This is a genomic window from Vibrio sp. A37 (assembly GCF_059777565.1).
Window position 1 is genome coordinate 343,312 of the sequence record NZ_JBLNLI010000003.1, and the last position, 26,845, is coordinate 370,156.

A 26,845-nucleotide genomic window follows, 5' to 3' on the forward strand; every position below is an offset into this window, starting at 1 on the left:
ACGTTTTCCTTATGTTTCTAGATAGTGAGGACTTCAAAGTGTAAGTTATTGTCACACATACTAAACATGACTTTTTTTTGCCATAGCTCACTATCAATTTGATCGCTGAGCCAATAATTTCCGGCTATGGATATCAACTCAGCTTGTAAATCGTTGCAAATAATTTTTGCTTCGGTGGAACCTCCGGCCCCAGCTATCGCTCGACCTCGAAGGGTTCCATGAATATGTATAGAGCCGTCCGCAATCACTTCTGCACCTGGGCTTACGTGGTTGAGTACGACTAAATCTGAGTTTTGGGCGTATACCTGCTGCCCTGACCTGATAGGTGTCCGAACAATTTTAGTCGGCACCATATTGGTAGGTTTCTTTGACGGTGGTTTGCTCGAAGACATGATAGCAAAACCTTCATCGGAAGCCAGTGCTTGGATGCGCTTATCTTTACTTCCAGTGATGCCAACAGGGATAAGTCCAGCTTCCTTTATACCTGTTTTAAGGGCAGCAAAATCAATATCTTCACTCACGCATGAAATATTGATAACGACCGGCGCAGATGTAAAAAACGTCGGAGCTTGCTCCACTTTTTTTTTCAAAAACTGGATAGATTTTTCTACTTCGTTGTCAGACAGATGTAGAACCGACAGAGTAAAGCTGCTGCCTTTTAGGTCAGGTGCTTGCGACATTGATGATTCGACCTCAATAACCTTTAGCTCAGATGAATAGAGTATTCTTTTATAATAGAGTTATCATGTTATATTTCTCACATTAGCTCAGCAAGCTATCTGGTCGTTAAATGAGTGATTTAGTCGAAAAAATAGCTAAACATTTACGAAATTCATTATTTTTGATGAGAATTTGAAATTTATATTTAAGGTATTCAATGCTCTGCTCAATTTACAAAAGTTCAAAAAAAGAAGGCACCTATCTTTATTTACCAAAGAAAGATGATTTTTCTCAGGTTCCTGACACTCTCATGAAGATGTTCGGTAAACCAGTATTTGTGATGGTGATAAAGTTAGAAGGACGTAAGCTGGCCCGAGTAAGCATAGAAAAAGTAAAAGAATCTCTAGATTCTGAAGGCTTCTTCTTGCAATTACCTCCACCTCCTGAAGACTTATTAGAACAACATAAGAAACAGAAGGCCCAGCGAAATAACTCCGCTTGAACTCTGATTAATTGCTCAAGGAGGGCAATTTGAAAAAATTACTGACTGTCTTATTAGGCCTCGGCGTAGCTACTTCTGCTTATTCTAAAGATGTAAGTTTCGAACAATATGTTGAAACGTTAAAAGAAGAAGCGCGAGCTGACGGGATCTCCGACCGAATACTTACTGAAGCGTTTGAAAATGTTAAATATGTTCCTAGGGCAGTAAAAGCCGATCGCAACCAGCCTGAAAAACGCCTCACACTTGACGAGTACATTCCAAGAGCTGTTCCTCAATGGAAAGTAAAACAAGCTAAAGCCTTGTATAAGAAATATTACCCAGACTTAGTCAAAATTGGTCAAAAGTATTCCGTTCAACCTCGATTTATTGTCGCACTTTGGGGCGTTGAAAGTAATTTTGGTAAATTTACGGGTAACTACAACGTTATTGATGCGCTGACGACGATGGCTTATGACGGGCGAAGGGAAACCTTTTTCCGAAGTGAGACCATAGCTGCTTTAAAAATACTTCAGGAAGGGCATATTCAAGTCGAAGACATGAAAGGATCTTGGGCTGGCGCTATGGGGCAGTGCCAGTTTATGCCGAGTTCATACCTAGCTTATGCAGCCGATGGTAACGGTGATGGCAACAAGGATATTTGGACATCACCTGACGATGTTTTTGCATCAACCGCAAATTATTTACACAAATCAGGTTGGAGTGACAAGCATACTTGGGGGCGTCAAGTTCGCCTACCTAAAGGGTTTGATAAGGCGTTAGCTGGTAGAGAAGAAGACAAAGCCAAGCCTCTAGAAGAGTGGAGTAAGCTCGGTATCACCAAATACGATGGTAAACCGTTACCTAATTTAGGTAAGAACGATATAAAAGCGTGGCTAATTATGCCTGATGATTTAGATGGGCGAGTGTACCTTATTTACAATAACTACCAAGTTCTAATGAAATGGAACCGCTCCTATTACTTCGCTACTGCAGTCACTCATTTAGCTGATGCAATAAAGTTTGATCCTTAAATGAAAAAACAAAAGGCTCCATTCGGAGCCTTTTGTTATTACGAAGCGTTAGTTTTTATTTATTTTGTATGAAACTGTTCACAAGCGATCATTGTATTTTCTATGAGACTTGCAACGGTCATTGGGCCAACTCCGCCTGGGACAGGTGTAATAAAGCTCGCTTTTTCTTTTGCTACATCGTATTCAACATCACCAACCAACTTTCCTGATTCTAAACGGTTGATGCCTACATCGACCACGATTGCACCTTCTTTTATCCATTCTCCAGGGATAAAGTTAGGCTTACCAACAGCGACGACTACAACATCCGCTTGGCGGACATGGCTTTCAAGATCTTTAGTGAATCGGTGACATGTGGTCGTAGTGCAACCAGCCAATAGAAGTTCAAGAGTCATAGGACGTCCAACAATGTTGGATGCACCTACAACGACAGCATGCTTACCTCTAAGTTGAATATTATAACGGTCAAGTAGAGTGATAATACCTTTTGGTGTACAAGAGCGTAGCTTAGGGATACGCTGAGCAAGTCTACCAACGTTGTAAGGATGGAAGCCGTCGACATCTTTTTCTGGAATGATACGCTCTAGAACATGAGTGCTATCAATTCCAGCTGGTAGTGGCAGTTGAACTAGAATTCCATCAATTTCAGGGCTCTCATTTAATTCATCTACGAGATCGAGTAGCTCTTGCTCAGTGGCTGTTGCTGGCAAGTCATAGGATTTAGATACAAAACCTACTTCCTCACAGGCTCTGCGTTTGCTACCTACATAAACTTGTGACGCTGGGTCTTCTCCAACTAATATAACGGCAAGACCTGGAGCTCTCAGTCCGGCTTCTGTGCGTGCTTTTACACGAGCTGCAACTTCAGAACGTACAGTTTGTGAAATAAGTTTACCGTCGATATTTTGAGCAGTCATGACTTTCCTTCAAATGGGTGGCCAATAAATTTGTGCGCATTGTCGCAAAAAATCAAGCCAACATCCACAGGCAAACGTTTGCATTGTTCGTAAATTGTTCGTGTTTATGAGCTTTGTGGATTTTTTAGGCACTTGAATCAAAAAGTTATATAAAGACGTTGATTTCGGAATTTCAACTCGTATAATTCCCTCCTGTAGCGCGCCCTTAGCTCAGCTGGATAGAGCACGTCCCTTCTAAGGATGTGGTCGAAGGTTCGAATCCTTCAGGGCGTGCCATTTATGCAGAAAGCCCGATAACTTATAAAGTTATCGGGCTTTTTCGTTGTTATCACATCGCAATGAATAAACTACTACTGTTCTTCAGGTGCTTGCGGTGCATCTGTTAAGGTGTGTAGGAAAGCGACTATGTCTTGGACTTCTTCGTCGGTTAAGCCTAATTCCCCAATATTTCCTCCATTATTTATGTTTTCGTCCACCTCTGGAGTGAAATTACCATTACGTGTGTTATAAAAGTTGACGACTTCTTCTAGGGTATTGAATACTCCGTTGTGCATGTACGGCGGAGTGACGGCAACGTTTCTTAACGTCGGTACTCTGAATTTGCCGTTTTGGTCATCGTCATTGACAACTGCGCCTAAACCTAAGTCTACAAATGCCGTGCCATCAGGGTTCAATACCGAATCTAAGTTTAAGAACGGATTGTCAGGGTTTGCCGGCACTCCGATATTAAAGTATCTAAAGTCAGTAAACAGCATTGGATTTTGACCTATTTCATGGCAACGTTCACAGTCTCCCCCGTCATCATCATTGAATAGAACAAATCCTCTCTGTTCTTGAGCGGTGAATTGAGCCTCTCCGGCCATCACAGCATCAAATTTTGAGTTAAATGGTGAAAATGCTTCAGTTCGCTCAAATGCAGCAATGGCTTCGGTCATACTCTCATAAGCGTCTTCGACATTATTGAAAATGCCAGCACCAAATATCGCTTCAAAAGAAGGGGCGTACTCTGCTTGACTGAGTTTCAGAACCACCTCTTGTTCATCGGCATTATTCATTTCAAGCGGGTTGAGGAAAGGTCCTGCTGCTTGTTCCTCAAGAGTGTTGACCCTACCATCCCAGAATAAGCCGCCCTCGAAGTCACCATCATTATCTTGGGTTCGAGGAGGAATGAACTGAGCATAGGAAGCTGTTGGTGAATTTCTGCTACCAAAAATACCAGCGACAGCACCTTCTGAAGTTGCGATACCTGCGCCCGGATCAGCGAACCCAGCATTTGCAGTGTGGCAGCTAGCACAAGATTGTGAGCCAACTGGATTTGATAGGTTAGCATCATTGAATATTGCTTCTCCTAATTCTGCAAGGGTTAGCAACTGCTGGCCGTCGTCACCGTTGTTTGGATCATCACCATTGCCCGCATTTCCGTCATCGCCGCCATTTCCGTCATCGCCGCCATTTCCGTCATCGCCGCCATTTCCGTCATCGTCGCCATTTCCGTCATCGTCGCCATTTCCGTCATCGCCGCCGTTTCCGTCATCGTCATCATTTCTGTCTCGATCTTTATCCCTTCTCTTTTTCTTTTTCTTATCATCTCTACGGTCAGATTCTCCGGCTGCGTCAGTTTCACCTTCAATAGGGTGTTCGACTTGTGAGTCAGGTTTATCTTTCTGTCTTTTCTTCTTATCTTCATCGGCTAGTGCCGAAAAAGGAAGCAGAAAAGCTAGAAGAAAAATTATTCCCATGCGTCTAAAGTTCACTTCCATGTTTACATTTCCTCTGTTCGTTTGGGCTATTGCTTAAATAAGACTGTATAAAAATAATTTGGCGTTTTTTTTAAGACATTTAGATAAAGTTTATTTGAACAACTTCAAAGCGGTTTAATTTAGAGTGTTAAGTTTAGATAGATGGAATAAGTATCAATTTGAATGAATTATTTACATTGCTCATACAATGTTTAGTTAATTTATTGAAAGTGGGATAAATTAAAATAATCACATAAAATTTACATAAGTTAGGTAAATAAAGTAACTAATTAAAAATTAGGATATTATTAGGTTGTTGCTTTAATTTAGTATTGTTCTTTTTTAAGACGAAGCTGTTACATTTAATAATGTATTTATGTGATATTGTGTCCATTTTAATTTTGGTTTTTTCTCTTTTATTTGTCTAATTGCCAATTGACTAATTTTTGTATCCATGCTCTAACTTATGGGGTCTGGCCCAAATTGTCTAAAGAATTTGTGATTGTAGGATGTGGGGGGCTATGTTTATGTTATCTTTAAAATCTATATATTTGTGATGGTTTATTTCCTTGGTGTTTGATGTTTTATATAGGTCGGTGGCATTTAGTCGAGTGGTTTACTTTCCATAATATGAAAATGAAGTTAAATAGAAGATTACTTTATTTGGTAATATTAATTCTTAACCCTTTCTAATCCCGATAAATTATGTTTTCCTGTTACTTTACTGCAAGAATATCAACGTAGGTATAATTAAATGAATAAAATCGCTCTAGTGACTGGCGGCAGCCGAGGTATTGGTGCTGCTATCGTAAAATTGCTGGCGAATCAAGGCTATTCAGTAGCAATCAACTATCGTTTGAATAGAGAAGAGGCTGAAAAAACTCTAGCAGCAGTTGCTGATTGTGGCGCTCAAGGGATGTTAGTGCAAGCAGACGTGTCTGATGAAGAGCAAGTGATCAACATGTTTAGGGTTATAAAAGAGCAACTTGGTCCAGTTACTCACTTAGTTAACAATGCCGGTATTTTAAAAAAGCAGACATCTCTTTTAGGGTTAGATGCGGCACGCATCAACCAAATCTTAGCGACTAACGTTACAAGCTATTTAATTTGTTCAAGGGAAGCTGTGAGACATATGAATGACGGCGGTGCTATTGTCAATGTATCTTCCATTGCTGCAAAAACGGGTTCGCCAAATGAATACGTAGACTACGCTGCTTCAAAGGGTGCCATAGACACCATGACAATTGGTTTAGCGAAAGAATTAGCCAGCAAAAATATTCGAGTGAATTGTGTTCGGCCGGGGCTTATTGAAACTGATATTCATGCATCAGGTGGAGAGCCGAGAAGATATGAACGGGTAGGTAAGACTCTACCTATGGGGAGAGGTGGCAAAGCTGAAGAAGTTGCTCAAGCGGTAGCGTGGTTGCTATCCGCTCAAGCAAGTTATAGCTCAGGAACATTCATTGATGTTGCTGGTGGATTATAAAAGAGCTAATTAGGTAAGGATATAAATGGCATGTATTTATTCTGTCTACTTTGCTATCTACATAAATATAATTATCTGAATATATTAATAAAACCTTAACCTACAAAGCTGCTCAATTGGGTAAGCTATGCATCCTTTATCCTATTTGGTCGGTTGGTTAAGGAGAAGTAGTATGGGTAATTGGTATAAAGACGAAAAGAGCAATGAAGTTCCGGGTATCTCTCTCTCAACTTCTGACGGCGTATCATTTGAGTCTTCGGAATGGTTCTCATTGACGTTAGGGAATAAAGATGATTGGTCGGTTGGTAACTATTTCAGTTTTGCAGGACCGGTAACCGATAAGATATATATGGGTGAGTACACGCAGTATTATCCGGGGTACAAAATTGATATTGGCGGTATCAGCAAAAAATATAAAACACTTAGTGAGGCGTTTTTTGCCTTTTTCCACAAAATTACCTTTGGTAAATTTGAAGCTTCGGGAAATAGCGTAGTTGTCGATGAACAGCAAACGAATGTGGTTGAGAACAGGGTAGATAGTATTGTTAGTGAACTCAGTTCATCACTCAATCAGGTGCGTTCTTCGACAATCGTAAGTGAAAGTGTTCAAAGCGCGGTAAGCTTGGTTCAAAATAGAGTGCGAGCTCATTCACTCGATAGTGGAGTTTCTAAACTAAAAATCAGCAAAGCTAATGGTGAAGTACATTCGGGAAATTCTTCTGTTAGCAAAGTGGGCATTAGGATGCGGTCGCATAGCTTAGATATTTTTTAGGTTTGAAAACTCGGCCTTTAACATTTGTTGAAACAAAAAATTAACATTTAAAACATTGAGAAATTCGCTAGCTTTCATAATACTGTAACAATAACGTAATAAACAAGAGAGGCTAGCTTATGCATCATCAAGAAATGATTCAACCTTCCAATTTTGGCCTTATTAGCAAAACAGTTGTGTTTGCTTTATTGGGTATTTTCATTGTTTTATTAGTCATTTAATAGCAAAAAAATCAAAGAGACACTACCGCTTGCGGTAGTCGATCTTGTACAAATTCCATATAGAAATCAGTGATTTTATTGTGCTACCGTTGTTCCATACCGCTTTCTATGGAGTGACGAATGTCTATTTTCGACAACCTCTTAATTTCTAACCGATACTCTGAGCTTCCAGACTCGTTTTTTACAAGAGTCAATCCGCAGCCTCTAAAAAACACTCGTTGGGTCATATGGAACAATGATCTAGCTGCAGTATTGGGTTTTCCAACCTTTGATAAATCTTCCACAGAATGGCTTGCGAAGATGGACGGGAGTGATATTCACCCAAAATTTAAACCGCTCGCAATGAAATATACTGGCCATCAGTTTGGTGTTTATAACCCAGACTTAGGGGATGGTCGCGGGTTGCTGCTGGGAGAGGTCGTTGGGGCAGACGAAACTACATACGATATTCATTTGAAAGGCGCGGGACTAACCCCGTACTCACGTATGGGGGACGGGCGGGCTGTATTACGTTCATCTATTCGAGAATACTTGGCCAGTGAAGCAATGGCTGGGCTGAATGTTCCAACGACAAGAGCACTTGGGCTTATTACTAGTGATACGTTGGTATATCGCGAACAAGCAGAAAGTGGTGCGCTACTTTTACGCGTGACCGAAAGTCATGTTCGTTTTGGGCATTTTGAGTACTTGTTCTATACCAACCAACATGAAGAGTTGAAACTGTTGGTAGACAAAGTCATTGACTGGCACTTTCCATCTTGTCGGCTGTGCGACAAACCGTACGTAAGTTTTTTCCAGCAAGTCGTGGAACGTACAGCAAAGCTGATTGCCTGCTGGCAAGCTGTTGGGTTCGCCCATGGGGTGATGAATACCGACAACATGTCGATATTAGGACAGACCTTTGATTATGGCCCTTACGGTTTTCTGGATGATTTTGAAGCGGGTTATATTTGTAATCATTCCGATCATACTGGCCGCTATGCATTTAACCAACAACCAAGGATTGGCTTGTGGAACTTGTCGGCTCTTGCTTACGCTTTATCTCCTCTTGTAGACAAGGAAGACTCTCAATTATTGTTGGATGAATATGAAAGTACTCTGAGCCAGCAATATTATTATTTAATGAGGAGCAAGCTGGGCTTAACAACTCCTAGAATGGAAGATACTGAGTTGATAAATCAACTGCTCAATTTGTTAGAGAAAGATAATATCGACTATACCCACTTCTTCCGCCAACTCTCTTATATCGATTCCGCTGGTACCAAAGAAGTTGCAACACTATTTAAATCCAAGCCAGAAATTGAACACTGGTTCAAAAAATACCTATCCAGAATTGAGCAAGATAACCGAGAGCAAAGTCAAGAACTGTCAATGAAACAGCGTTGTGCAGATATGCGCAAATGGAATCCCAAATATATTCTACGAAATTATTTAGCACAGAATGCGATTGAGTTGGCTGAGCGAGGAGACTTTAGTGAAGTACATAAATTAGCCAGCCTCTTGAAGCATCCCTTTGATGAACAGGCCGAAAATGAGAAATACGCGGAACTTCCTCCCGAATGGGGGAAAAAATGTGCTTGAGTTGTTCATCATAGTCGATGGTGAACTCATTTTTTTGCGACTAAACTAGAAGAGAAGTCATAGCCTCAGACTATGAAATGTTTATTTTTGAGGCTGAATGGAGGTGTTTTATGTTTAGGCAAAAAGGGAATAAGTTCAAACAAAAAAGAAAACACTTTCGATTGCGTTATCCTAAAACAGATCGTCCAGTTATTCATTTGATCGATGGAAACTATTTCGTGTCAGAAATGTCTGAAAACGGCTTGCGCCTGGTCATGAAAAATACATCAATACTTTGTCACGGAATGTCGGTGCATGGAACCGTGTCATTGCACGAAGACAGTCATGTTGATATTGAAGGTGCAATAGTACGTTTTGAAGGTGACGAGGTGATTTTGTGTTTGAATAAAGGCCCAAGCGTCAATGTTATGGAATCGGAGAAAATTCATCTTCGTCATGAGTATCCATTGCTTGCTCAAAACTTAAAGGTATTAAATCAAAGGCGGCCGAGTTTTAAGCGTCGATGATGTGCACTTCAAGAGGCTTTTGAACTCCCAACCGAGCTCCATTGCTGAATTTTTTCAAGCACTAAAGCTTTATTGATTGGCTTGGTCAAAAAGTCATTCATTCCTGCGTTCAAGCAATCTTGCCTATCACTCTCCATTGCGTTTGCAGTCATGGCTACAATAGGCGTATTTGCGTGTAAATCGCCTGCTTCTCCAAGTCGAATTCTTTGCGTCGCTTCATAGCCGTCCATTTCAGGCATTTGGCAATCCATCAAGATGATGTTTATTTCGAGGTCCGCTTTTAATTTCTCTAACGCTTGTAGCCCGTTCTCCGCGATGACGATATCAACATTAAATTGACTCAGAACACCCCTTATTACTACTTGATTAACCCTGTTATCTTCGACAACTAATACTTTTGTTCCTTTGGCGATGGTTTGGGCAAGCTCACCAGTGTCTTCCGCTTTTAAACTGGTTAGATAGTTGTGTGTAACAAGCGTTTCTTTTCCGCTAAAACTATCACTTGCTATAACATTTAACGCATTAAATAAATCTGAAGTTGTGGCTGGTTTAGCAAAATAACCGGAAAATCCTAACTCTTTGAATTCTTTGTAATTAGCAATGCTTTCCATTGAGGTCATCATAATAAGCTTTGTCGCTTTGAATTCTTCAACACTTCGAATTGCTTTACATAGTTCAAGGCCATTGCAATCAGGCATTTGCATATCGAGAAATGCTATATCATACAGTCCTTTATTCGTCTTTAGCGATTTATCAAACTGAAGGAGAGCTGAATTTTTGTCAAAGGCACTCTCTACATTCGCTCCCCAATGTTCTAGCTGTTTGCTGAGAACTTCTCGGTTAACTTCATTGTCGTCAATCACCAATATTGAAAGTTTGCTGATATCCGCTTTTGGCAGAACTATAGCGGAGCGGTTTGATTTACCCACTACAATTTCAAATGAAAAGGTACTACCTTTGCCTACCTCGCTTTCGACTTGTATGTTTCCTCCCATTAGAAGACATAGTTTTTTCACTATGGCCAGCCCTAAACCTGTTCCTCCATATTTACGTGTAGTCGAAGCGTCAACTTGACTAAATTTGTCGAATAGATTTTCTATCTTGTCGTTAGGTATTCCGATTCCAGAATCAGCAACGGATGCTTGAAGTGTCCATTGAGTATCTGAAAGCTCGACTAATTTTGCAGTAACAATGATTTCTCCTCGCTCGGTGAACTTAACCGCATTGCCAACTAAGTTTGCGAACACCTGACGTATTCGACTACTGTCGCCAACAATCATAGTTTGATTGACTTCAATGGTGTCGAGAATCACTTCTATATTGGAATTCGATAGACTGGCTGCAGTTGATTCACAAAAGTCGCCCAATACTCTGCGAAGATCAAAGTGATGAGATTCTAATTCGAGCTTGTCGGCTTCAATTTTGGAGAAATCCAAAATATCATTGATGATATGCAGAAGAGAGACGGCACTGTTATGCGCTAAATACGCTTGGTGTTTTTGAGAATTATTAAGACTATTTTCAAGGAGTAATTCAAGCATGCCTATCACACCGTTCATTGGTGTTCGTATTTCGTGACTCATGACTGCTAGGAATTCGCTTTTGATACGTGCCGCTTGCTCTGCTTTTTCTTTGGAGTCGATTAAGGCTTGTTCTGCCTGCTTGGAAGTAGTGATGTCTTTGACGATACCTGAAAATATTATGCCGTGTTCAGTGGCTACGCGTGCAATCGAAAGTAATATTGGAAAGCGCTCCCCATTTTTTCTGATTGCATGTAGTTCTCGGCTTAATGCTCCTTTTTGGTTCTGATTGCTAATGATATTAGACTTTCCAGAATTAATGTATTTATCGATATGGTGTTGGTGTATTTCTGCGTTGTGTTTGTCCATCAGCATTTCAATGGGTTGATGGAGTATTTCTTGCTCAGAATAACCAAAGATAACTTGTGCAGCTTGGTTGAAAGTGAGGATGCGCCCTTCCGAGTTAATCGTAATTATCCCGTCTGCTGCAGTGTCGAGAATTGCGGTAAGCTTTTGTTTCGTTGTTTCTTGAATGGCTAAGATCCGCTCCTTTTCCTTTACCTCATAATCTAAGTCACTAACGGACGTGGTGGTGATTTTTAGTTGTGAACTTAAATCGTTAATGGAAGAGGCAATGAGCGCTATTTCTTTAGAGTCTGATGGAGGTATAACGTAGTCGAGTCCTTTGTCACCTAAGGTTTGAATTTGAGAGATCAAACTAGTAATGGGCTTAATCATCGTTCTTCGTAACAAAAAGAATAACAAGACGGACAAAACTAGAATGGTGATTACTTCAATATAGGCAATTGCGGATTGTAGGCTATCGGTACTATGCAAAGCAGCATCTTCAGCAAAGCTTAATGTTAATAGATAAGTTGCCAGACCGATTTGTACTGATTTTGAAGCGGTCACTACCTTTTCTTCTTTGTTATCAACATTTGTGCTGACTTGTAACTCTTTGTTGCTCAGACTTTGAAGTGAAATACTGTGAATGGGCAAATACGCTGACTTCAGCTTATCCACCGACTTAGCGAGTAAAGCTTGATAATTGTGTTGCCAGTTGTAGGATACAATGACCCAACCAATGAGGCTATTGTTTAACCTAATTGGACTTGCAACCCATTGAGATATATGGGGGGATATGCTGTCGTGGAGGAGAAGATCATTATTGGGTTGGCTGATAACAGTGTGATCTTTCAGAAGCTGAGAGAAAAGAGGGCTCGATTCGACGTTAAGTGTTTGTGCTGCGGAGCTTAAGCTAGTGTTGTGATTTAAGGTATTTGATGTCGAAATCACTTTTCCGTTGTAGTCGACAATAAGTATATAGTTTATCGTTGAATATTCTTTTACCACACTATTCAATATTTGAGTTATCCGCGGCCCATTTTTGTACTTGATGAGCATAGGTAAGTCTTGGTTTCTAGATGTGATTTCACTGATTGATGCTTGAGCGAGGCTATTTTCCTCTAATATGCCAGATAAAAGTTCAAGGGTTCCGTTAAGTTGTTGATAAACAGATTTTTTGATTTCGTTATGAGTTACCGTAAAAGTGATTGCACTCATAATCAGCAATATACCAGACGTTAACCCAGTGATGATTAATGTTAACTTTGCAACTAAACCCATTCCATGGCACTCATGTTGGTAAAGTGAAATCTAACAGGCAGTTTATCTACCTGAAGGGATAGAGAAGAGAGGGCAAGAACAAGCTACCCAACAGATGGACGCTTATGTGCAAAATCATTCGGGCTCTATGTTGCCCTAATCCTAGCCGTTCTTATCTTTATAGCTATAAGTTTAGAGCCAGAGGTTCAAACTTCAAACATTTGTATCATATGCATCGAAGGATATATGGAATCGATCTGATATTTAGTCTTCTAAAGGTACTCTGACATAAAATTTGCATTAAATTGATATTGTTGACTCTGCACTTTTCTCAGCCTTCTATACTTACAGTAACGTTAATATCAAATCCCCCACTTAAGGTGTTTTTGCTTGCTTAAATACCTTTACAAAATGGTATAGGAGAGGGTAGAGCATGTGTTCCTTCCCACTGTGGTACCCTCTCCTTACTTTTTCTTTTTTACGCCACATCTACGGAAATTTTTCTGAGGCTTCCTTTATGAAAAATTTTGCGGCTAATACTTGAAAAATATTATCTAGTCCCCACCTACACGGTTGTACGTAACTTTGTTCGAATTTGGAGCGATTGGCTGGAAATATCGATTGTAAAACAATCTATCTAGGGGATCGGCTCGACAGGTTAGATTAAGGTCGTTAGAATGCTGCGTCTAATTTAATTCCAGTGGTGAGATCGAACAATATTCATTCTACTTCTCAGGATTCATTTAAGACTGAGAGAAATGAAGGTCTACCAGACGCTAAAGTAAAGATTGTGCTTTGATACCCAATCATGAATTGGGGTTGTAGTGCATAAATTAAAGGATGTAGTCGCTGAAAGAGTGACTCATATGCTCAGAATAACATGAGCCATTTTTGAGGTTAATAAATAATGCAAGTTACTGTTGAAACGCTAGAAGGTCTAGAGCGCCGTATTAATATTACTGTTCCAGCTGCAAATATTGAAGATGCAGTTACAACGGAGTTACGCAAAATTGCAAAGAACCGTCGTTTCGATGGTTTCCGTAAAGGTAAAGTGCCATTGAAAATGGTTGCTCAAATGTACGGTCAAGCAGTACGCCAAGACGTGATGGGTGACGTAATGCAACGCCACTTCATTGACGCTATCGTTAAAGAAAAAGTTAACCCAGCAGGAGCGCCAACTTTTGCTCCTGTAGAATCTAAAGAAGGTGAAGACTTCGTATTCTCTGCAACTTTTGAAGTTTATCCAGAAGTTGAAATCAAAGGTCTGGAAAACGTTACTGTTGAAAAGCCAGTAGTTGAAGTAAAAGACGAAGACGTAGAAGAGATGATCGATACTCTACGTAAGCAGCAAGCTTCTTGGACTGAAGCTGATACTGCGGTTGAAGAAGGTACTCGTGCAACGATCAACTTCCAAGGTACTATCGACGGTGAAGAGTTCGAAGGCGGTAAAGCTGAAGACTTCCCACTAGAAATCGGTGCTGGTCGTATGATTCCTGGTTTCGAAGATGACATCATCGGCAAAACTGCTGGTATGGAATTCGAAATTGACGTGACTTTCCCAGAAGATTACCACGCAGAAAACCTAAAAGGTAAAGCGGCTAAATTCGCTATCAAAGTGAACAAAGTAGAAACTCGTGAGCTTCCAGAAATCAATGACGAGTTCATCGCTAAGTTTGGTGTATCTGAAGGCGGTGTTGATGCACTTAAAGCTGAAGTACGTAAGAACATGGAACGTGAACTTAAGCAAGCTGTTAAAGGTCGAATCAAAGAGCAAGCTCTTGACGGTCTAGTAAAAGAAAACGAAATCGACGTACCTGCTGCGCTTATCGACCAAGAAATCGGTGCACTACGTCAACAAGCTGCTCAACGTTTTGGCGGTAACCCAGAAGCGGCTGATCAACTTCCACGTGAGTTGTTCGAAGAGCAAGCGAAGCGTCGCGTTGTTGTAGGTCTACTTCTTGGTGAGCTTATCAAAGCAGAAGAGATCAAAGCTGATGATGAGAAAGTAAAAGCTCTAATCGAAGAAATGGCTACTGCTTACGAAGATCCGACAGAAGTTATCTCTTACTACGAGCAAAACGAGCAGATGATGAACAACATGCGCAATGTTGCTCTAGAAGAGCAAGCGATTGACGTAATCATCGAGAAAGCTCAGGTTTCTGAAAAAGAAGTAAGCTTCAATGATCTAATGAACCAACAGCAGCCTGCGGCATAACAAGTTATGTAAAGTAGAAGGTTGACTTAGAGTTAACTATTCTGCTAACAATGGTCCGTATGATTGTCGTCATCCGGACCATTTATTTTAGGGATATAAAATTATGAGCAACCAAGAAAAAAATGCTATGTCGCCGATTTTAGATGCATTGGTGCCAATGGTGGTTGAGCAAACTTCACGAGGAGAAAGATCGTACGATATCTATTCTCGTCTGTTAAAAGAGCGTGTGATTTTTTTAACAGGTCAAGTTGAAGACCACATGGCAAACCTAGTCGTGGCTCAGTTACTTTTCCTAGAGTCAGAGAATCCTGACAAAGACATTTTCCTTTATATCAACTCTCCAGGTGGAAGTGTCACTGCGGGTATGTCGATTTACGATACCATGCAGTTTATCAAACCAGATATAAGCACGGTGTGTATGGGCCAAGCATGTTCAATGGGGTCTTTCCTTCTTGCTGGCGGTGCTAAAGGTAAGCGTTACGCGTTACCAAACTCTCGAGTTATGATCCATCAGCCATTAGGCGGATTCCAAGGTCAAGCGTCTGATATTCAAATTCATGCACAAGAAATTCTAACTATTAAGAAAAAGTTAAACAATTTGCTAGCGGAGCACACCGGTCAGCCACTTGATCGTATCGAAGAGGATACCGACCGCGATAACTTTATGTCGGCTGAACAAGCAGTTGAGTACGGTTTAGTAGACTCGGTGTTGAATCGACGTGACGACTAATTTGTTTAGCGCAAATCGGATCAATTTGATGTACACTCAAAACATGAAGATTAAAGGCGAAGAGGTTAGTGAATGACAGATAAAAACAAAGAGGGCGGTAGTAGTAAGCTGCTTTACTGTTCGTTCTGTGGCAAGAGCCAGCATGAAGTTCGCAAGCTAATCGCCGGCCCATCAGTATACATCTGTGACGAATGTGTCGACCTTTGTAACGATATTATTCGTGAAGAAATCAAAGATGTTTTGCCTAAGAAGCAGTCTGAAGCATTACCGACTCCAAAAGAGATCCGTGATCACCTAGATGACTATGTTATTGGTCAAGATTACGCGAAGAAAGTATTAGCTGTAGCGGTATACAACCACTATAAACGTCTGCGTAACGGTGACGTGACGAGTGAAGGGGTGGAGCTTGGTAAGAGTAATATCTTGCTGATTGGTCCTACTGGTAGTGGTAAGACACTGTTGGCAGAAACCTTAGCTCGCTTCTTAGATGTACCTTTTACTATGGCAGATGCAACCACGTTAACTGAAGCAGGTTATGTGGGTGAGGATGTTGAAAACATCATTCAGAAACTGCTGCAGAAATGTGACTACGACGTAGCAAAAGCTGAACGTGGTATCGTTTATATCGATGAAATCGACAAAATTTCTCGTAAAGCAGAAAACCCTTCAATAACACGCGACGTGTCTGGTGAAGGTGTTCAGCAAGCATTGTTGAAGCTAGTTGAAGGTACAGTTGCTTCTGTTCCGCCTCAAGGTGGCCGCAAGCATCCGCAACAAGAATTTTTGCAAGTTGACACTTCGAAGATTCTATTTATCTGTGGTGGTGCGTTTGCAGGCCTTGATAAAGTTATCGAGCAACGCGTAGCAACAGGTACTGGTATTGGCTTTGGTGCGGAAGTGCGTTCTAAAGACGAATCTCGCACCGCAGGTGAGTTGTTTGCTCAAGTCGAGCCAGAAGATCTTGTTAAATACGGTTTGATTCCTGAGTTTATCGGTCGTTTACCTGTAACAACTACTCTAACGGAATTGGATGAAGAAGCACTGATTCAAATTCTATGCGAACCTAAGAATGCGCTTACTAAGCAGTATGGTGCGTTGTTTGATTTAGAAGAAGTCGAGCTAGAGTTCCGTGAAGATGCATTACGTGCAATTGCTAAGAAAGCAATGGAGCGTAAAACAGGTGCACGTGGCTTACGTTCGATACTTGAAAGTGTTCTTTTGGACACTATGTATGAGCTACCTTCTGCATCAGAAGTCAGCAAAGTAGTCATTGATGACTCTGTCATAAATGGTGAGTCAGAGCCGCTGCTGATTTACAGCAATTCTGACAATCAAGCTGCTGGTGCTGATTAAATAAACTAAAATTCTAAAGGAGGTATCATTTACCTCCTTTTTTTTATTCTTTCATTTGAATCCAACCAATTAGCCCCCATATACTGCACATAAGATAAAAGCAGAAGAGAGAAAAATATGAACTTGGAACGTTCCGAGCGTATCGAGATCCCCGTACTGCCTCTGCGTGATGTGGTTGTCTACCCTCACATGGTAATTCCTTTGTTTGTTGGTCGCGAAAAATCCATCAATTGTTTGGAATCTGCGATGGATAATAACAAGCAAATCTTGCTGGTAGCGCAGAAACAGGCTGAAACGGATGAGCCTGAATCAGATGATTTATTTGATGTTGGGACCGTCGCGACTATCCTCCAGCTTTTAAAACTGCCTGACGGAACGGTTAAAGTACTTGTTGAAGGACAGCAGCGAGCTAAAATTAACCATTTTATCGAAAGCGAATATTTCTTGGCAGAGGCGCAATATCTGCCGACTCCTGAGCTTGATGAAAAAGAGCAAGAAGTCATCGTTCGTAGCGCGATTAATCAGTTTGAAGGCTTTATAAAGCTCAATAAGAAAATTCCACCAGAAGTCCTGACTTCATTAAATGGTATCGATGAAGCGGCACGTTTAGCGGATACCATTGCTGCGCATATGCCTTTAAAACTATCTGACAAGCAGCAGGTACTCGAAATTATTGATGTTACCGAGCGTCTTGAATACCTGATGGGTCAGATGGAATCTGAAATCGATATCTTGCAAGTCGAAAAGCGTATTCGCGGTCGAGTTAAGAAGCAGATGGAAAAATCCCAGCGCGAATACTATCTGAATGAGCAAATGAAAGCGATTCAGAAAGAGCTGGGTGATATGGATAACGCGCCAGACGAATTCGAGACTTTAAAGAAAAAAATCGAAGAATCAAAAATGCCCCAAGAGGCGCGCGATAAGACAGAGCAGGAACTGCAAAAGCTTAAAATGATGTCGCCTATGTCTGCCGAGGCAACTGTTGTTCGCAGTTATATAGACTGGATGATCGGTGTTCCTTGGTCAAAACGCTCCAAGGTTAAAAAGAATTTGGCTAAAGCTGAAGAAGTGCTCAATGAAGATCACTACGGCTTAGAAAGAGTGAAAGAGCGTATTCTAGAGTATCTTGCGGTTCAGAATCGTATTAATAAGCTAAAAGGTCCAATTCTATGTTTGGTAGGTCCTCCAGGTGTCGGTAAAACGTCTCTAGGCCGCTCTATTGCTGCTGCTACCGGGCGTAAATACACGCGTATGGCCTTAGGTGGTGTACGTGATGAAGCTGAGATCCGTGGTCACCGAAGAACTTATATCGGCTCTATGCCGGGTAAGCTTATCCAGAAAATGTCCAAAGTTGGTGTGAAAAATCCGCTATTTCTGTTGGATGAGATCGATAAGATGTCTTCTGATATGCGTGGTGACCCTTCGTCAGCATTACTTGAAGTTCTTGATCCAGAGCAAAACAACGCGTTCAACGACCACTATCTCGAAGTGGATTACGATCTCTCCGACGTAATGTTTGTTGCGACTTCTAACTCTATGAATATCCCAGGCCCACTTTTAGACCGTATGGAAGTGATTCGCCTTTCTGGTTACACAGAAGATGAAAAGCTGAACATCGCTAAAAATCATTTGCTTGAAAAGCAAATTAAGCGAAATGGTTTAAAATCGGACGAAATCACCATTGATGATACCGCGATTGTTGGCATCATTCGCTTCTATACTCGTGAAGCTGGTGTTCGTAGCCTTGAGCGTGAAATTTCTAAGATTTGTCGTAAGGCAGTGAAGAACATCTTGCTAGATAGCGATCTCAAGACTGTACATGTTCATATGGACAATCTTAAAGAGTATTTGGGTGTTCAACGCTTTAATTATGGCAAAGCGGAAGAGAACAACCGTATCGGTCAAGTGACGGGGCTAGCATGGACTGAAGTAGGTGGTGATCTGCTTACCATTGAAACTGAGTCTGTACCTGGCAAAGGAAAACTGACTCAGACTGGTTCTCTAGGTGATGTCATGCAAGAGTCTATTCAAGCAGCAATGACGGTTGTACGCTCTAGAGCGAAAAAACTGGGTGTAAATCCGGACTTTTACGAAAAACGTGATATCCACGTGCACGTTCCTGAAGGTGCAACTCCAAAAGATGGTCCAAGTGCTGGTATTGCCATGTGTACTGCGTTAGTTTCAAGCCTGACAGGCAACCCAGTCAAAGCTGAAGTCGCGATGACGGGTGAAATTACCTTGCGTGGTGAAGTACTTCCAATTGGTGGTCTAAAAGAGAAGCTTTTAGCCGCTCACCGAGGTGGAATTACTACGGTACTCATTCCAAAAGAGAATGAAAGAGATCTAGAGGAAATCCCAGAAAACGTGATCGCTGACTTGAAAGTCATTCCTGTACAATGGATTGATGAGGTGCTTAAGGTAGCACTAGTACAAGATCCGACAGGTGTGGAGTTTTCTATAGAAAATAGTGATGAGTAGCAAAAACTAAGTAAAAGAGTAGGCTGATAAGTAGAAAAATGCTTGTCAGTTTTTTTACGGAGAGCTAACGTTACCGACGTGGCTTGAAGCCTTGGCAGCTCTAAGCTGTGTTCACGTTGGATACGCATATGGAACGAATAGCTACTTTTAAAAAACTATAATGGGTAGCGCAAAGGAGAATCACAGTGAATAAAACTCAACTAGTCGAAAAAATTGCAAGCAGTGCGGACATCTCTAAAGCATCGGCAGGACGTGTGTTGGATGCGTTTATTGAAGCAGTGGGTGATACTTTACAATCAGGCGATCAAGTAGCTTTGGTTGGTTTTGGTACATTTACTGTTCGTACTCGAGCAGCACGAACTGGTCGTAACCCTAAGACGGGTGAAGAAATTCAAATCGCTGAAGCGAAAGTGCCTGCGTTCAAAGCTGGTAAAGCTCTAAAGGACGCATGTAACTAGTTTTACAATTTAATGTCTACTTTTTTGTAGACTAAAATAGAACCTTTTTATTTTATGCGCATCATACTGATGCGCATTTCTTTTTCTGGTATCATCGCGCATATTATTTTTTTGAACTTCCGTTTCTGGAGAGCAGTTATACTATGATGGATCGATTACGCGCGGGCGCGAGCAGCCTCGCGATAAAAGTAATACTTGGCCTTATCATTTTGTCTTTCGTTTTTGCTGGCATAGGCAGCTATTTGGTACGTGGTAGTAGTGACGCTGCTGCTAAAGTAGGAAGCACAAAAATAAGTAGGCAAGCGTTCGAGCAAGCTTATCAAAATGAACGTAACCGTATGCAGTCTCAACTAGGTGATTATTTCAATAACCTATTAGCCGATCCGAACTACGTTAAATCATTTAGAAAATCTGTTTTAGACAGAATGATTAATAATTTACTCTTGGAGCAATATGCTCATTCTCTTGGGCTTCGTGTTAGCGATGCTCAGATTCGTCAGATGATATTGACGCTTCCAGAGTTCCAAAAAGATGGCAAATTTGATCAACAGACTTACCAAACGTTGCTAGCGCGTGCTGGTTATACGCCGGATGGTTTTGCTGATTACCTACGCAAAGATTTACTTCGCAACCAAGTGCTATCTGCAGTTGAGGGAAGTAGCTTTGCATTAAAAGGAGAAGTGGAAGCACAGAATAAGCTAATTAGTGAGACTCGAACTATTCGGACGATTACTCTATCGCCGCAAGAGTTTGCTAAAAAAGTTAAGCTAAACGATCAAGAAATCGAAAGCTACTACAAAGCACACCCAGCTAGCTACACAAGACCTGCTCAAGTTAAAGTCGCGTATGTCGAATTATCTGCAAATGAGCTTAAAAACAAGATCAAAATTTCTGACGCTGAAGCTAAACAGTATTATCAAGAGCATCTAGATAAGTATTCGACTCTGCCGCAAATAGAAATCAGCCATATTCTAATTAAAGATAATAAGTCTGAAGCAGAAGCGCTTCTAACTCAGCTAAGAGGTGGCGCGAACTTTGCGAAAATGGCAGAGGAAAAATCTCAAGATCCTGGAAGCGCTAAAAAAGGCGGAAATCTAGGTTGGATTGAGAAAGGTGTCATGGACCCTGCTTTTGAGAAAGCGGCTTTCTCTCTTAAGAAAGTGGGAGATTTGTCAGGAGTTGTTAAGACTTCCTTTGGCTATCACATCATCAAGCTAGATGGAATTAAGAAGCCTCAAGTTAAACCATTCAATGAAGTGGTAGCTCAAATCAAGAGTGACTTGAAAGACCAGAAGGCAGCGGATGAGTTCTACAAACTACAGAGCAAGCTAGAGAAAGTGGCCTATGAATCTCCTGATTCACTCGATGATGCAGCAAAAGCTATTTCTCAGCCAATCCACACTACAGACTACATCACTCAAGAAACGGCACCTAAGCGTTTGCAGTCTAATGCAGTGTTCCAAGCGTTAATGGACCCAGAAGTGAAAGAAGATGGCATGAATTCAAAAACCATAGAAATTGGTCCAGAAGATGTGATTGTCGTTCGTGTCGAAAGCTCTCGCGAGAAAGCACTCAAGCCGTTAAAAGATGTGCGAGCTGAAGTGGTTAAACAGCTTTCTATGGACAAAGGTGAACAGAATGCGATGGACCTAGCGAACAAGATTGTCCAAGGTTTAGACAAAGGTGATAGCAAGTTGTTGAAGGAAAATGACTTGGCATTTGGTAAACAAGAAGACATCACTCGTCGCTCACCTTTAGCACAGGTTGTATTTACGATGCCGAAACCAGCTCAAGGCAAACCAGTTTACGGCCAAAGTAAAGACATGACTGGCAATATTGTTGTTGTAGAGTTGGATAAAGTTGAGCAAAAAGCGAACCCTCAATACACCAAACAGATAGCCTCTCAATTGACGCAAATTGATGCGCAGCAAGATATGTCTGGAGTCTTGGGCATCTTGCGCAAGCATACCGACATTGAGTATTACTTGAGTAACGATACGACTCAGTAGACATAATTATGTAACTGAGAAGTACCTAGGAACGGACTGTGAAAACAGTCCGTTCCTTTTTTAAATACGGCAAAGCTATTTTTCTCTGAGGACTTTTATTCTGTTTTCTCTTTAACGTACAAAGAGGAAACATCATGAGTATTTACAAAAAAATCATCTTGTCTCTAGTTTTACTTTTTAGTATCCCTTCGTTGAGTTTGGCGAATGAGCCTACAGAACACTATGAAGGTATCGAAATTACAGTAAATATAAATAGTGCTGAAGCAGACGAGCTTGCAGCGTTGTTGTTGGGTGTGGGTTTGAAAAAGGCTCAAGCGATTGTTGAGTACAGAACGGAATATGGAGAATTCCAATCGATTGAGGAACTCACCAAAGTAAAGGGCATAGGGAATTCCATTGTGAGTAAGAATCAAGACAGAATCCTACTTTAGTCGGAGCTTTAAGCCTTGAAGTCAAAGAATCGTAACATCTTTACGCTAACTTAATACTCTTGACTAGCTCTCGAAACTCAATACCACTATAATTCCGCCAGCATCGGCCTAGTTGCTGTTTAATCTAGGCCAAACTTTAGTGGAGTTAACTATGTTTTCTGAAAGCGGGCCTTCTGAGACAGCAATTATCACTGTTGATGGTCCAAGTGGGGCAGGTAAAGGTACATTGTGCATGGCTTTAGCTGAAAAGTTGGATTTTCAGCTTTTAGACTCAGGAGCTATTTATCGAGTACTGGCGTTAGCAGCGATTCATCATGGGGTAGAATTAGATTCTGAAGACGCTCTGGTTCCGCTTGCCACACATTTGGATGTTCAGTTCGTTGCAGAAGGCGATTTAGTGAAGGTCATTCTTGAAGGTGAGGATGTATCTCGTGAGCTGAGAAAAGAAGAGACTGGCATGGCGGCTTCAACGGTTGCTGCTCTGCCAAGAGTTCGCGAGGCTTTGCTACGTCGTCAGAGAGCATTTGCTAAGGGTATTGGTCTTGTTGCTGATGGTCGTGATATGGGTACTGTGGTATTCCCTCAAGCACAAGTGAAGATATTTCTTGATGCCAGTGCAGAAGAAAGGGCGAGAAGGCGCTATAATCAGTTGCACGAAAAGGGCTTAAATGTTAGATTTGACGACCTTTTAAGCGAAATTCAGCAACGTGACGATAAAGATCGTAATCGTCCTGTCGCTCCATTGCGACCAGCGGAAGACGCTTTAGTGCTTGATTCCACGTCGATGGGTATCGACGAAGTGATAGAAAAAGCACTACAATATATCGAATCAAAGCTGAGTGAATAACTGAATTCATTCAAGCTAGGACGTCGGTCGCAAGGATGATGACTGGCGAATTTAATAACCCCATGAGGTAGGATACCCATGGCTGTTTAATTTATTGAAGATTAATTAAATGACTGAATCTTTTGCTCAACTCTTTGAAGAGTTTTTAAACGAAACTGAATTCCAACAAGGTACTATCGTTAAAGGTACTGTTGTTGCTATCGAGAACGGCTTTGTACTTGTTGACGCAGGTCTTAAGTCTGAGTCTGCTATCCCAGCTGAACAGTTCAAGAACGCATCTGGCGAGCTTGAAGTTGAAGTAGGTTCTGAAGTAGACGTTGCTCTTGATGCTGTTGAAGATGGTTTCGGTGAAACTCAACTTTCTCGTGAGAAAGCTAAGCGTCACGAAGCTTGGATCGTTCTTGAGAAAGCATACGAAGAAGCAGAAACTGTTGTTGGCATCATCAATGGTAAAGTCAAAGGTGGCTTCACTGTTGAACTAAACGGCATCCGTGCTTTCCTTCCTGGCTCTCTTGTAGACGTGCGTCCTATCCGTGACACCGCACACCTAGAAAACAAAGAGTTAGAGTTCAAAGTAATCAAACTAGACCAGAAGCGTAACAACGTTGTTGTTTCTCGTCGTGCTGTTATCGAATCTGAGAACAGCGTAGAGCGTGACGAACTACTTGAAACTCTTCAAGAAGGTTCTGAAGTTAAAGGTATCGTTAAGAACCTTACTGATTACGGTGCATTCGTTGACCTTGGTGGTGTTGACGGTCTTCTGCATATCACTGATATGGCTTGGAAGCGTGTTAAGCACCCATCTGAAATCGTTAACGTTGGTGACGAAATCCTAGTTAAAGTTCTTAAGTTCGACCGTGACCGCACTCGCGTCTCTCTAGGTCTTAAGCAGCTAGGCGAAGATCCATGGGTAGCAATCGCTAAGCGTTACCCAGAAGGTCACAAGCTATCTGGTCGTGTTACTAACCTAACTGACTACGGCTGCTTCGTTGAAATCGAAGAAGGCGTTGAAGGCCTAGTACACGTTTCTGAAATGGATTGGACTAACAAGAACATCCACCCATCTAAAGTTGTTAATGTTGGCGACGAAGTTGAGGTTATGGTTCTTGAAATCGACGAAGAGCGTCGTCGTATCTCTCTAGGTCTGAAACAATGTAAAGCTAACCCATGGCAGTCATTCGCTGAAGCGCAAGCTAAAGGCGACAAAGTTACTGGTAAGATCAAGTCTATCACTGACTTCGGTATCTTCATCGGTCTTGAAGGCGGCATCGATGGTCTAGTTCACCTTTCTGACATCTCTTGGAACATTCCTGGAGAAGAAGCTGTACGTGAGTACAAGAAAGGCGACGAAATCTCTGCAGTTGTACTTGCAGTTGATGCTGAGCGTGAGCGTATTTCACTTGGCGTTAAGCAAATGGAAAGCGATCCATTTAACGCTTATGTATCTGAAAACAAAAAAGGTGCTCTAGTTAACGGTACTGTTACTGCAGTTGACGCTAAAGGTGCTACAATTGAACTTGTAGACGGCGTTGAAGGTTACATCCGTGCTTCTGAAGTATCTCGTGACCGCGTTGAAGATGCGTCTCTAATCTTGAGTGTTGGCGATAGCGTTGAAGCGAAATTTACTGGCGTTGACCGTAAGAACCGCGTAATCAACCTATCTATCAAAGCTAAAGATGAAGCTGAAGAGCAAGAAGCAATGGCTTCTCTGAACAAGTCTGAAGAAGGCGCGTTTGGTAATGCTATGGCTGATGCATTTAAGGCTGCTAAAGGCGAATAATCATTATCGCTAAAAGAGGAGCCGAAAGGCTCCTTTTTTTTTTGATTGTGCCTTCTTTGATATAGAAAGTAATGAGGGAAACTATGACTAAGTCTGAATTAATTGAAAGACTCTGCACCGAGCAAACACACTTGTCAGCAAAAGAAATCGAAGATGCGGTAAAGAATATTCTTGAGCATATGGCGACAACTTTAGAGGGCGGCGATAGAATTGAAATTCGTGGCTTTGGCAGCTTCTCGCTCCACTACCGTGAGCCAAGAGTTGGCCGCAACCCAAAAACTGGCGATAAAGTGGAGTTAGACGGAAAGTACGTACCTCATTTTAAGCCAGGTAAAGAGTTACGTGAGCGAGTCAATGTAGATAGCTAACTCATTAAAGCGCTTTGAATAGCGGCATGCTTAAAGTATGCCGCTTTTTTGTCACCATAATTTTCTTTACCAACTGGAATTCTGATTCCAAAAGGTAATTGGTTATATAAACGTGGTTTGTATGCCAGTTTTGCTGCATAATCATAGCGGCTTGAATCTGTTAAGGTGATGTATTATGAGAATTATAAAAATCATTGTCGTTATCGCGTTGTTTTTGATTGCGTTAGCGCTAGGTGCTCAAAACCAGTCTGTTGTAACTTTCAACTATTTGATTGCACAAGGTGAGTTTCACTTATCGGCTTTATTGGGAATTGTTTTTGTTATTGGGTTTTTAGTGTCTTTGCTTATTTTTGGAAGCCTTCACGTTAAATCTCAATTCAAAGTGCGCAAGCTCAATAGACAATTAAAAAAATTAAATGCGAACATGGCTTCGCAAAATAAATCTAAAGAGAATAGTGTAGATACTAAGGCTTCTGTTTAATGCTAGAGATCCTCTTCTTGTTATTGCCGATTGCTGCCGCCTATGGCTGGTACATGGGGAATCGCAGTGCCCAGCAAGACAAGCAGAAACAGTCTAATCAAATCTCCCGTCAATATGTAACCGGGCTTAATCTGCTACTGTCTGATCAATCTGATAAGGCAGTTGATCACTTCATTGAGTTGCTTCAAGTCGATGATGAGACCATAGATACTCACTTAGCGCTTGGTAACCTTTTTCGCTCAAGAGGCGAAGTGGATCGTGCTATTCGTATCCACCAGAATTTAATTTCTCGTTCAGGATTGACCATCGACCAAAAAAATATCGCGTTACAACAATTAGCGCGAGATTACATGGTTTCTGGCTTTCTAGATAGAGCGGAGAAGATTTTTGAGCAGCTTGTGGATGAGCCTGAGCACAAAGATGCCGCCTTGCAGCAGTTAGTTTCTATTTATCAGCAAACTCGGGAATGGCACAAGGCTATTCATTATTCATCAATGCTTGTTCGTCTGGGACGCAAACGAATGAAAGGGACGATTTCACACTTATGGTGTGAAGTGGCGGCTCAGGAACAGGCTGAGGGTGAGAGCAATAAAGCGATACAATGTTATAAACGTGCTTTGGCTGAAGATCCAATGTGCGTGAGAGCAAGCATTGAGCTTGGCAAATTGTACCTTGAGTTTGAGAACTACAAGCAAACAATCAAGTACATGGAAAGGGTTCTTGAGCAAGATATTGATTTTATCGGTGAAGTATTGCCAACTTTGGCTGACTGTTATTATCATCTTTCCCAAGAGGAGCACCTAGTTCAGTTCCTGAAGAAATGTATCGCAAAGAAAGCAGGGGTTTCGGCAGAGCTTATGCTGGCACACTTAGTCGCTCAGCATGATGGAATGGACTCTGCTCAAGAAGTATTAACTCGCCAGTTAGTTAAAAACCCTACAATGAAAGGTTTTTACCGTTTAATTGACTATCATTTGGCTGAAGCAGAAGAAGGTAGAGCGAAAGACAGTTTAACAACACTGCAAAAGTTAGTTGGTGAGCAGTTAAAGTCAAAACCTCACTATCGTTGTAGACAATGTGGGTTTTCAACTCACTCTCTATATTGGCACTGTCCATCGTGTAAAGGGTGGGGCACCATCAAGCCTATACGTGGCTTGGATGGAGAGTAATGTACAC

General features: G+C 41.4%; 21 protein-coding genes, 1 tRNA gene and 1 pseudogene. 19 read left to right on the plus strand and 4 right to left on the minus strand.

Going from position 1 to position 26,845, the window contains the following annotated elements; all coding sequences use genetic code 11:
* Positions 1-17: 17 nt before the first annotated feature.
* Positions 18-680, minus strand: coding sequence for a septum site-determining protein MinC (minC, locus tag ACM2FC_RS07675; RefSeq protein WP_498480304.1), 663 nt, complete (start codon positions 678-680; stop codon positions 18-20).
* Positions 681-877: 197 nt separating this feature from the next.
* Between minC and ACM2FC_RS07680 the strand changes: the two genes are divergently transcribed.
* Positions 878-1,162: a YcgL domain-containing protein gene (locus ACM2FC_RS07680; RefSeq protein ID WP_498480305.1), complete on the plus strand. Its 285-nt coding sequence runs from the start codon at positions 878-880 to the stop codon at positions 1,160-1,162.
* Positions 1,163-1,191: 29 nt separating this feature from the next.
* A complete protein-coding gene (locus tag ACM2FC_RS07685) occupies positions 1,192-2,172 on the plus strand; it encodes a lytic murein transglycosylase (protein ID WP_498480306.1) in 981 nt (326 codons plus the stop codon).
* Positions 2,173-2,231: 59 nt separating this feature from the next.
* On the opposite strand, the gene folD is transcribed toward ACM2FC_RS07685, so the two are convergent.
* Positions 2,232-3,089 (minus strand): bifunctional methylenetetrahydrofolate dehydrogenase/methenyltetrahydrofolate cyclohydrolase FolD, encoded by an 858-nt coding sequence (gene folD, locus ACM2FC_RS07690; protein ID WP_498480307.1) that lies wholly within the window; start codon positions 3,087-3,089, stop codon positions 2,232-2,234.
* 199 nt (positions 3,090-3,288) lie between these two features.
* On the opposite strand from folD, the gene ACM2FC_RS07695 reads away from it, so the two are divergent.
* Positions 3,289-3,365 (plus strand) — tRNA-Arg (locus tag ACM2FC_RS07695).
* 74 nt (positions 3,366-3,439) lie between these two features.
* Here ACM2FC_RS07695 and ACM2FC_RS07700 read toward each other — a convergent pair.
* Positions 3,440-4,849 carry a cytochrome-c peroxidase gene (locus ACM2FC_RS07700; protein WP_498480308.1) on the minus strand — a complete coding sequence of 470 codons (1,410 nt, stop codon included), beginning with the start codon at positions 4,847-4,849 and terminating at the stop codon, positions 3,440-3,442.
* Positions 4,850-5,582: 733 nt separating this feature from the next.
* On the opposite strand from ACM2FC_RS07700, the gene ACM2FC_RS07705 reads away from it, so the two are divergent.
* The 4 genes and pseudogenes from ACM2FC_RS07705 to ACM2FC_RS07720 all read left to right on the plus strand — a co-directional run bounded on the left by ACM2FC_RS07705 (position 5,583) and on the right by ACM2FC_RS07720 (position 9,394).
* Complete coding sequence (locus ACM2FC_RS07705) at positions 5,583-6,314, plus strand: SDR family oxidoreductase (protein ID WP_498480309.1); 732 nt, start codon at positions 5,583-5,585, stop codon at positions 6,312-6,314.
* 172 nt (positions 6,315-6,486) lie between these two features.
* A complete protein-coding gene (locus ACM2FC_RS07710) occupies positions 6,487-7,086 on the plus strand; it encodes a hypothetical protein (RefSeq protein ID WP_498480310.1) in 600 nt (199 codons plus the stop codon).
* 341 nt (positions 7,087-7,427) lie between these two features.
* Positions 7,428-8,902: pseudogene (locus tag ACM2FC_RS07715) on the plus strand (protein adenylyltransferase SelO).
* Positions 8,903-8,998: 96 nt separating this feature from the next.
* Positions 8,999-9,394 (plus strand): PilZ domain-containing protein, encoded by a 396-nt coding sequence (locus ACM2FC_RS07720; RefSeq protein WP_498480311.1) that lies wholly within the window; start codon positions 8,999-9,001, stop codon positions 9,392-9,394.
* An 8-nt stretch (positions 9,395-9,402) separates the two neighbouring features.
* Here ACM2FC_RS07720 and ACM2FC_RS07725 read toward each other — a convergent pair whose 3' ends face one another.
* Positions 9,403-12,540 (minus strand): response regulator, encoded by a 3,138-nt coding sequence (locus ACM2FC_RS07725; RefSeq protein ID WP_498480312.1) that lies wholly within the window; start codon positions 12,538-12,540, stop codon positions 9,403-9,405.
* An 886-nt stretch (positions 12,541-13,426) separates the two neighbouring features.
* Between ACM2FC_RS07725 and tig the strand changes: the two genes are divergently transcribed.
* The 12 genes from tig (at position 13,427) to lapB (ending at position 26,838) form a co-directional block, all read left to right on the plus strand.
* Positions 13,427-14,734 (plus strand): trigger factor, encoded by a 1,308-nt coding sequence (tig, locus tag ACM2FC_RS07730; protein ID WP_498480313.1) that lies wholly within the window; start codon positions 13,427-13,429, stop codon positions 14,732-14,734.
* A 103-nt stretch (positions 14,735-14,837) separates the two neighbouring features.
* Entirely contained in the window at positions 14,838-15,464 is a 627-nt protein-coding gene (gene clpP, locus ACM2FC_RS07735; protein ID WP_498480314.1) for an ATP-dependent Clp endopeptidase proteolytic subunit ClpP, read from the plus strand.
* Between the two features lie 72 nt (positions 15,465-15,536).
* Positions 15,537-16,817, plus strand: coding sequence for an ATP-dependent protease ATP-binding subunit ClpX (gene clpX / locus ACM2FC_RS07740; RefSeq protein WP_498480315.1), 1,281 nt, complete (start codon positions 15,537-15,539; stop codon positions 16,815-16,817).
* Between the two features lie 117 nt (positions 16,818-16,934).
* Positions 16,935-19,295 carry an endopeptidase La gene (lon, locus tag ACM2FC_RS07745; RefSeq protein ID WP_498480316.1) on the plus strand — a complete coding sequence of 787 codons (2,361 nt, stop codon included), beginning with the start codon at positions 16,935-16,937 and terminating at the stop codon, positions 19,293-19,295.
* A gap of 185 nt (positions 19,296-19,480) precedes the next feature.
* On the plus strand, positions 19,481-19,753 hold the full coding sequence (locus ACM2FC_RS07750; RefSeq protein WP_498480317.1) for an HU family DNA-binding protein: 273 nt from the start codon (positions 19,481-19,483) through the stop codon (positions 19,751-19,753).
* A 143-nt stretch (positions 19,754-19,896) separates the two neighbouring features.
* Entirely contained in the window at positions 19,897-21,762 is a 1,866-nt protein-coding gene (gene ppiD, locus ACM2FC_RS07755; RefSeq protein ID WP_498480318.1) for a peptidylprolyl isomerase, read from the plus strand.
* A gap of 131 nt (positions 21,763-21,893) precedes the next feature.
* Positions 21,894-22,193 carry a helix-hairpin-helix domain-containing protein gene (locus tag ACM2FC_RS07760; protein WP_498480419.1) on the plus strand — a complete coding sequence of 100 codons (300 nt, stop codon included), beginning with the start codon at positions 21,894-21,896 and terminating at the stop codon, positions 22,191-22,193.
* 151 nt (positions 22,194-22,344) lie between these two features.
* Complete coding sequence (gene cmk, locus ACM2FC_RS07765) at positions 22,345-23,040, plus strand: (d)CMP kinase (protein ID WP_498480319.1); 696 nt, start codon at positions 22,345-22,347, stop codon at positions 23,038-23,040.
* Between the two features lie 109 nt (positions 23,041-23,149).
* Entirely contained in the window at positions 23,150-24,820 is a 1,671-nt protein-coding gene (gene rpsA, locus ACM2FC_RS07770; protein ID WP_498480320.1) for a 30S ribosomal protein S1, read from the plus strand.
* An 83-nt stretch (positions 24,821-24,903) separates the two neighbouring features.
* Positions 24,904-25,188 (plus strand): integration host factor subunit beta, encoded by a 285-nt coding sequence (gene ihfB, locus ACM2FC_RS07775; protein WP_237361426.1) that lies wholly within the window; start codon positions 24,904-24,906, stop codon positions 25,186-25,188.
* 175 nt (positions 25,189-25,363) lie between these two features.
* A complete protein-coding gene (locus ACM2FC_RS07780; protein WP_498480321.1) occupies positions 25,364-25,669 on the plus strand; it encodes a LapA family protein in 306 nt (101 codons plus the stop codon).
* A complete protein-coding gene (gene lapB / locus ACM2FC_RS07785; protein WP_498480322.1) occupies positions 25,669-26,838 on the plus strand; it encodes a lipopolysaccharide assembly protein LapB in 1,170 nt (389 codons plus the stop codon). The genes ACM2FC_RS07780 and lapB overlap by 1 nt, the downstream gene beginning before the upstream one ends.
* The last annotated feature ends 7 nt before the right edge of the window (positions 26,839-26,845 follow it).

Coding starts and splice junctions, on each gene's coding strand:
- ACM2FC_RS07720 (WP_498480311.1), top strand. CDS start 8,999: ATGTTTAGGCAAAAAGGGAATAAGTTCAAACAAAAAAGAAAACACTTT.
- lapB (WP_498480322.1), top strand. CDS start 25,669: ATGCTAGAGATCCTCTTCTTGTTATTGCCGATTGCTGCCGCCTATGGC.
- lon (WP_498480316.1), top strand. CDS start 16,935: ATGAACTTGGAACGTTCCGAGCGTATCGAGATCCCCGTACTGCCTCTG.
- folD (WP_498480307.1), bottom strand. CDS start 3,089: ATGACTGCTCAAAATATCGACGGTAAACTTATTTCACAAACTGTACGT.
- ihfB (WP_237361426.1), top strand. CDS start 24,904: ATGACTAAGTCTGAATTAATTGAAAGACTCTGCACCGAGCAAACACAC.
- ACM2FC_RS07680 (WP_498480305.1), top strand. CDS start 878: ATGCTCTGCTCAATTTACAAAAGTTCAAAAAAAGAAGGCACCTATCTT.
- cmk (WP_498480319.1), top strand. CDS start 22,345: ATGTTTTCTGAAAGCGGGCCTTCTGAGACAGCAATTATCACTGTTGAT.
- ACM2FC_RS07700 (WP_498480308.1), bottom strand. CDS start 4,849: ATGGAAGTGAACTTTAGACGCATGGGAATAATTTTTCTTCTAGCTTTT.
- clpP (WP_498480314.1), top strand. CDS start 14,838: ATGAGCAACCAAGAAAAAAATGCTATGTCGCCGATTTTAGATGCATTG.
- tig (WP_498480313.1), top strand. CDS start 13,427: ATGCAAGTTACTGTTGAAACGCTAGAAGGTCTAGAGCGCCGTATTAAT.
- ACM2FC_RS07780 (WP_498480321.1), top strand. CDS start 25,364: ATGAGAATTATAAAAATCATTGTCGTTATCGCGTTGTTTTTGATTGCG.
- ACM2FC_RS07710 (WP_498480310.1), top strand. CDS start 6,487: ATGGGTAATTGGTATAAAGACGAAAAGAGCAATGAAGTTCCGGGTATC.
- ACM2FC_RS07725 (WP_498480312.1), bottom strand. CDS start 12,540: ATGGGTTTAGTTGCAAAGTTAACATTAATCATCACTGGGTTAACGTCT.
- ppiD (WP_498480318.1), top strand. CDS start 19,897: ATGATGGATCGATTACGCGCGGGCGCGAGCAGCCTCGCGATAAAAGTA.
- rpsA (WP_498480320.1), top strand. CDS start 23,150: ATGACTGAATCTTTTGCTCAACTCTTTGAAGAGTTTTTAAACGAAACT.
- minC (WP_498480304.1), bottom strand. CDS start 680: ATGTCGCAAGCACCTGACCTAAAAGGCAGCAGCTTTACTCTGTCGGTT.
- ACM2FC_RS07705 (WP_498480309.1), top strand. CDS start 5,583: ATGAATAAAATCGCTCTAGTGACTGGCGGCAGCCGAGGTATTGGTGCT.
- clpX (WP_498480315.1), top strand. CDS start 15,537: ATGACAGATAAAAACAAAGAGGGCGGTAGTAGTAAGCTGCTTTACTGT.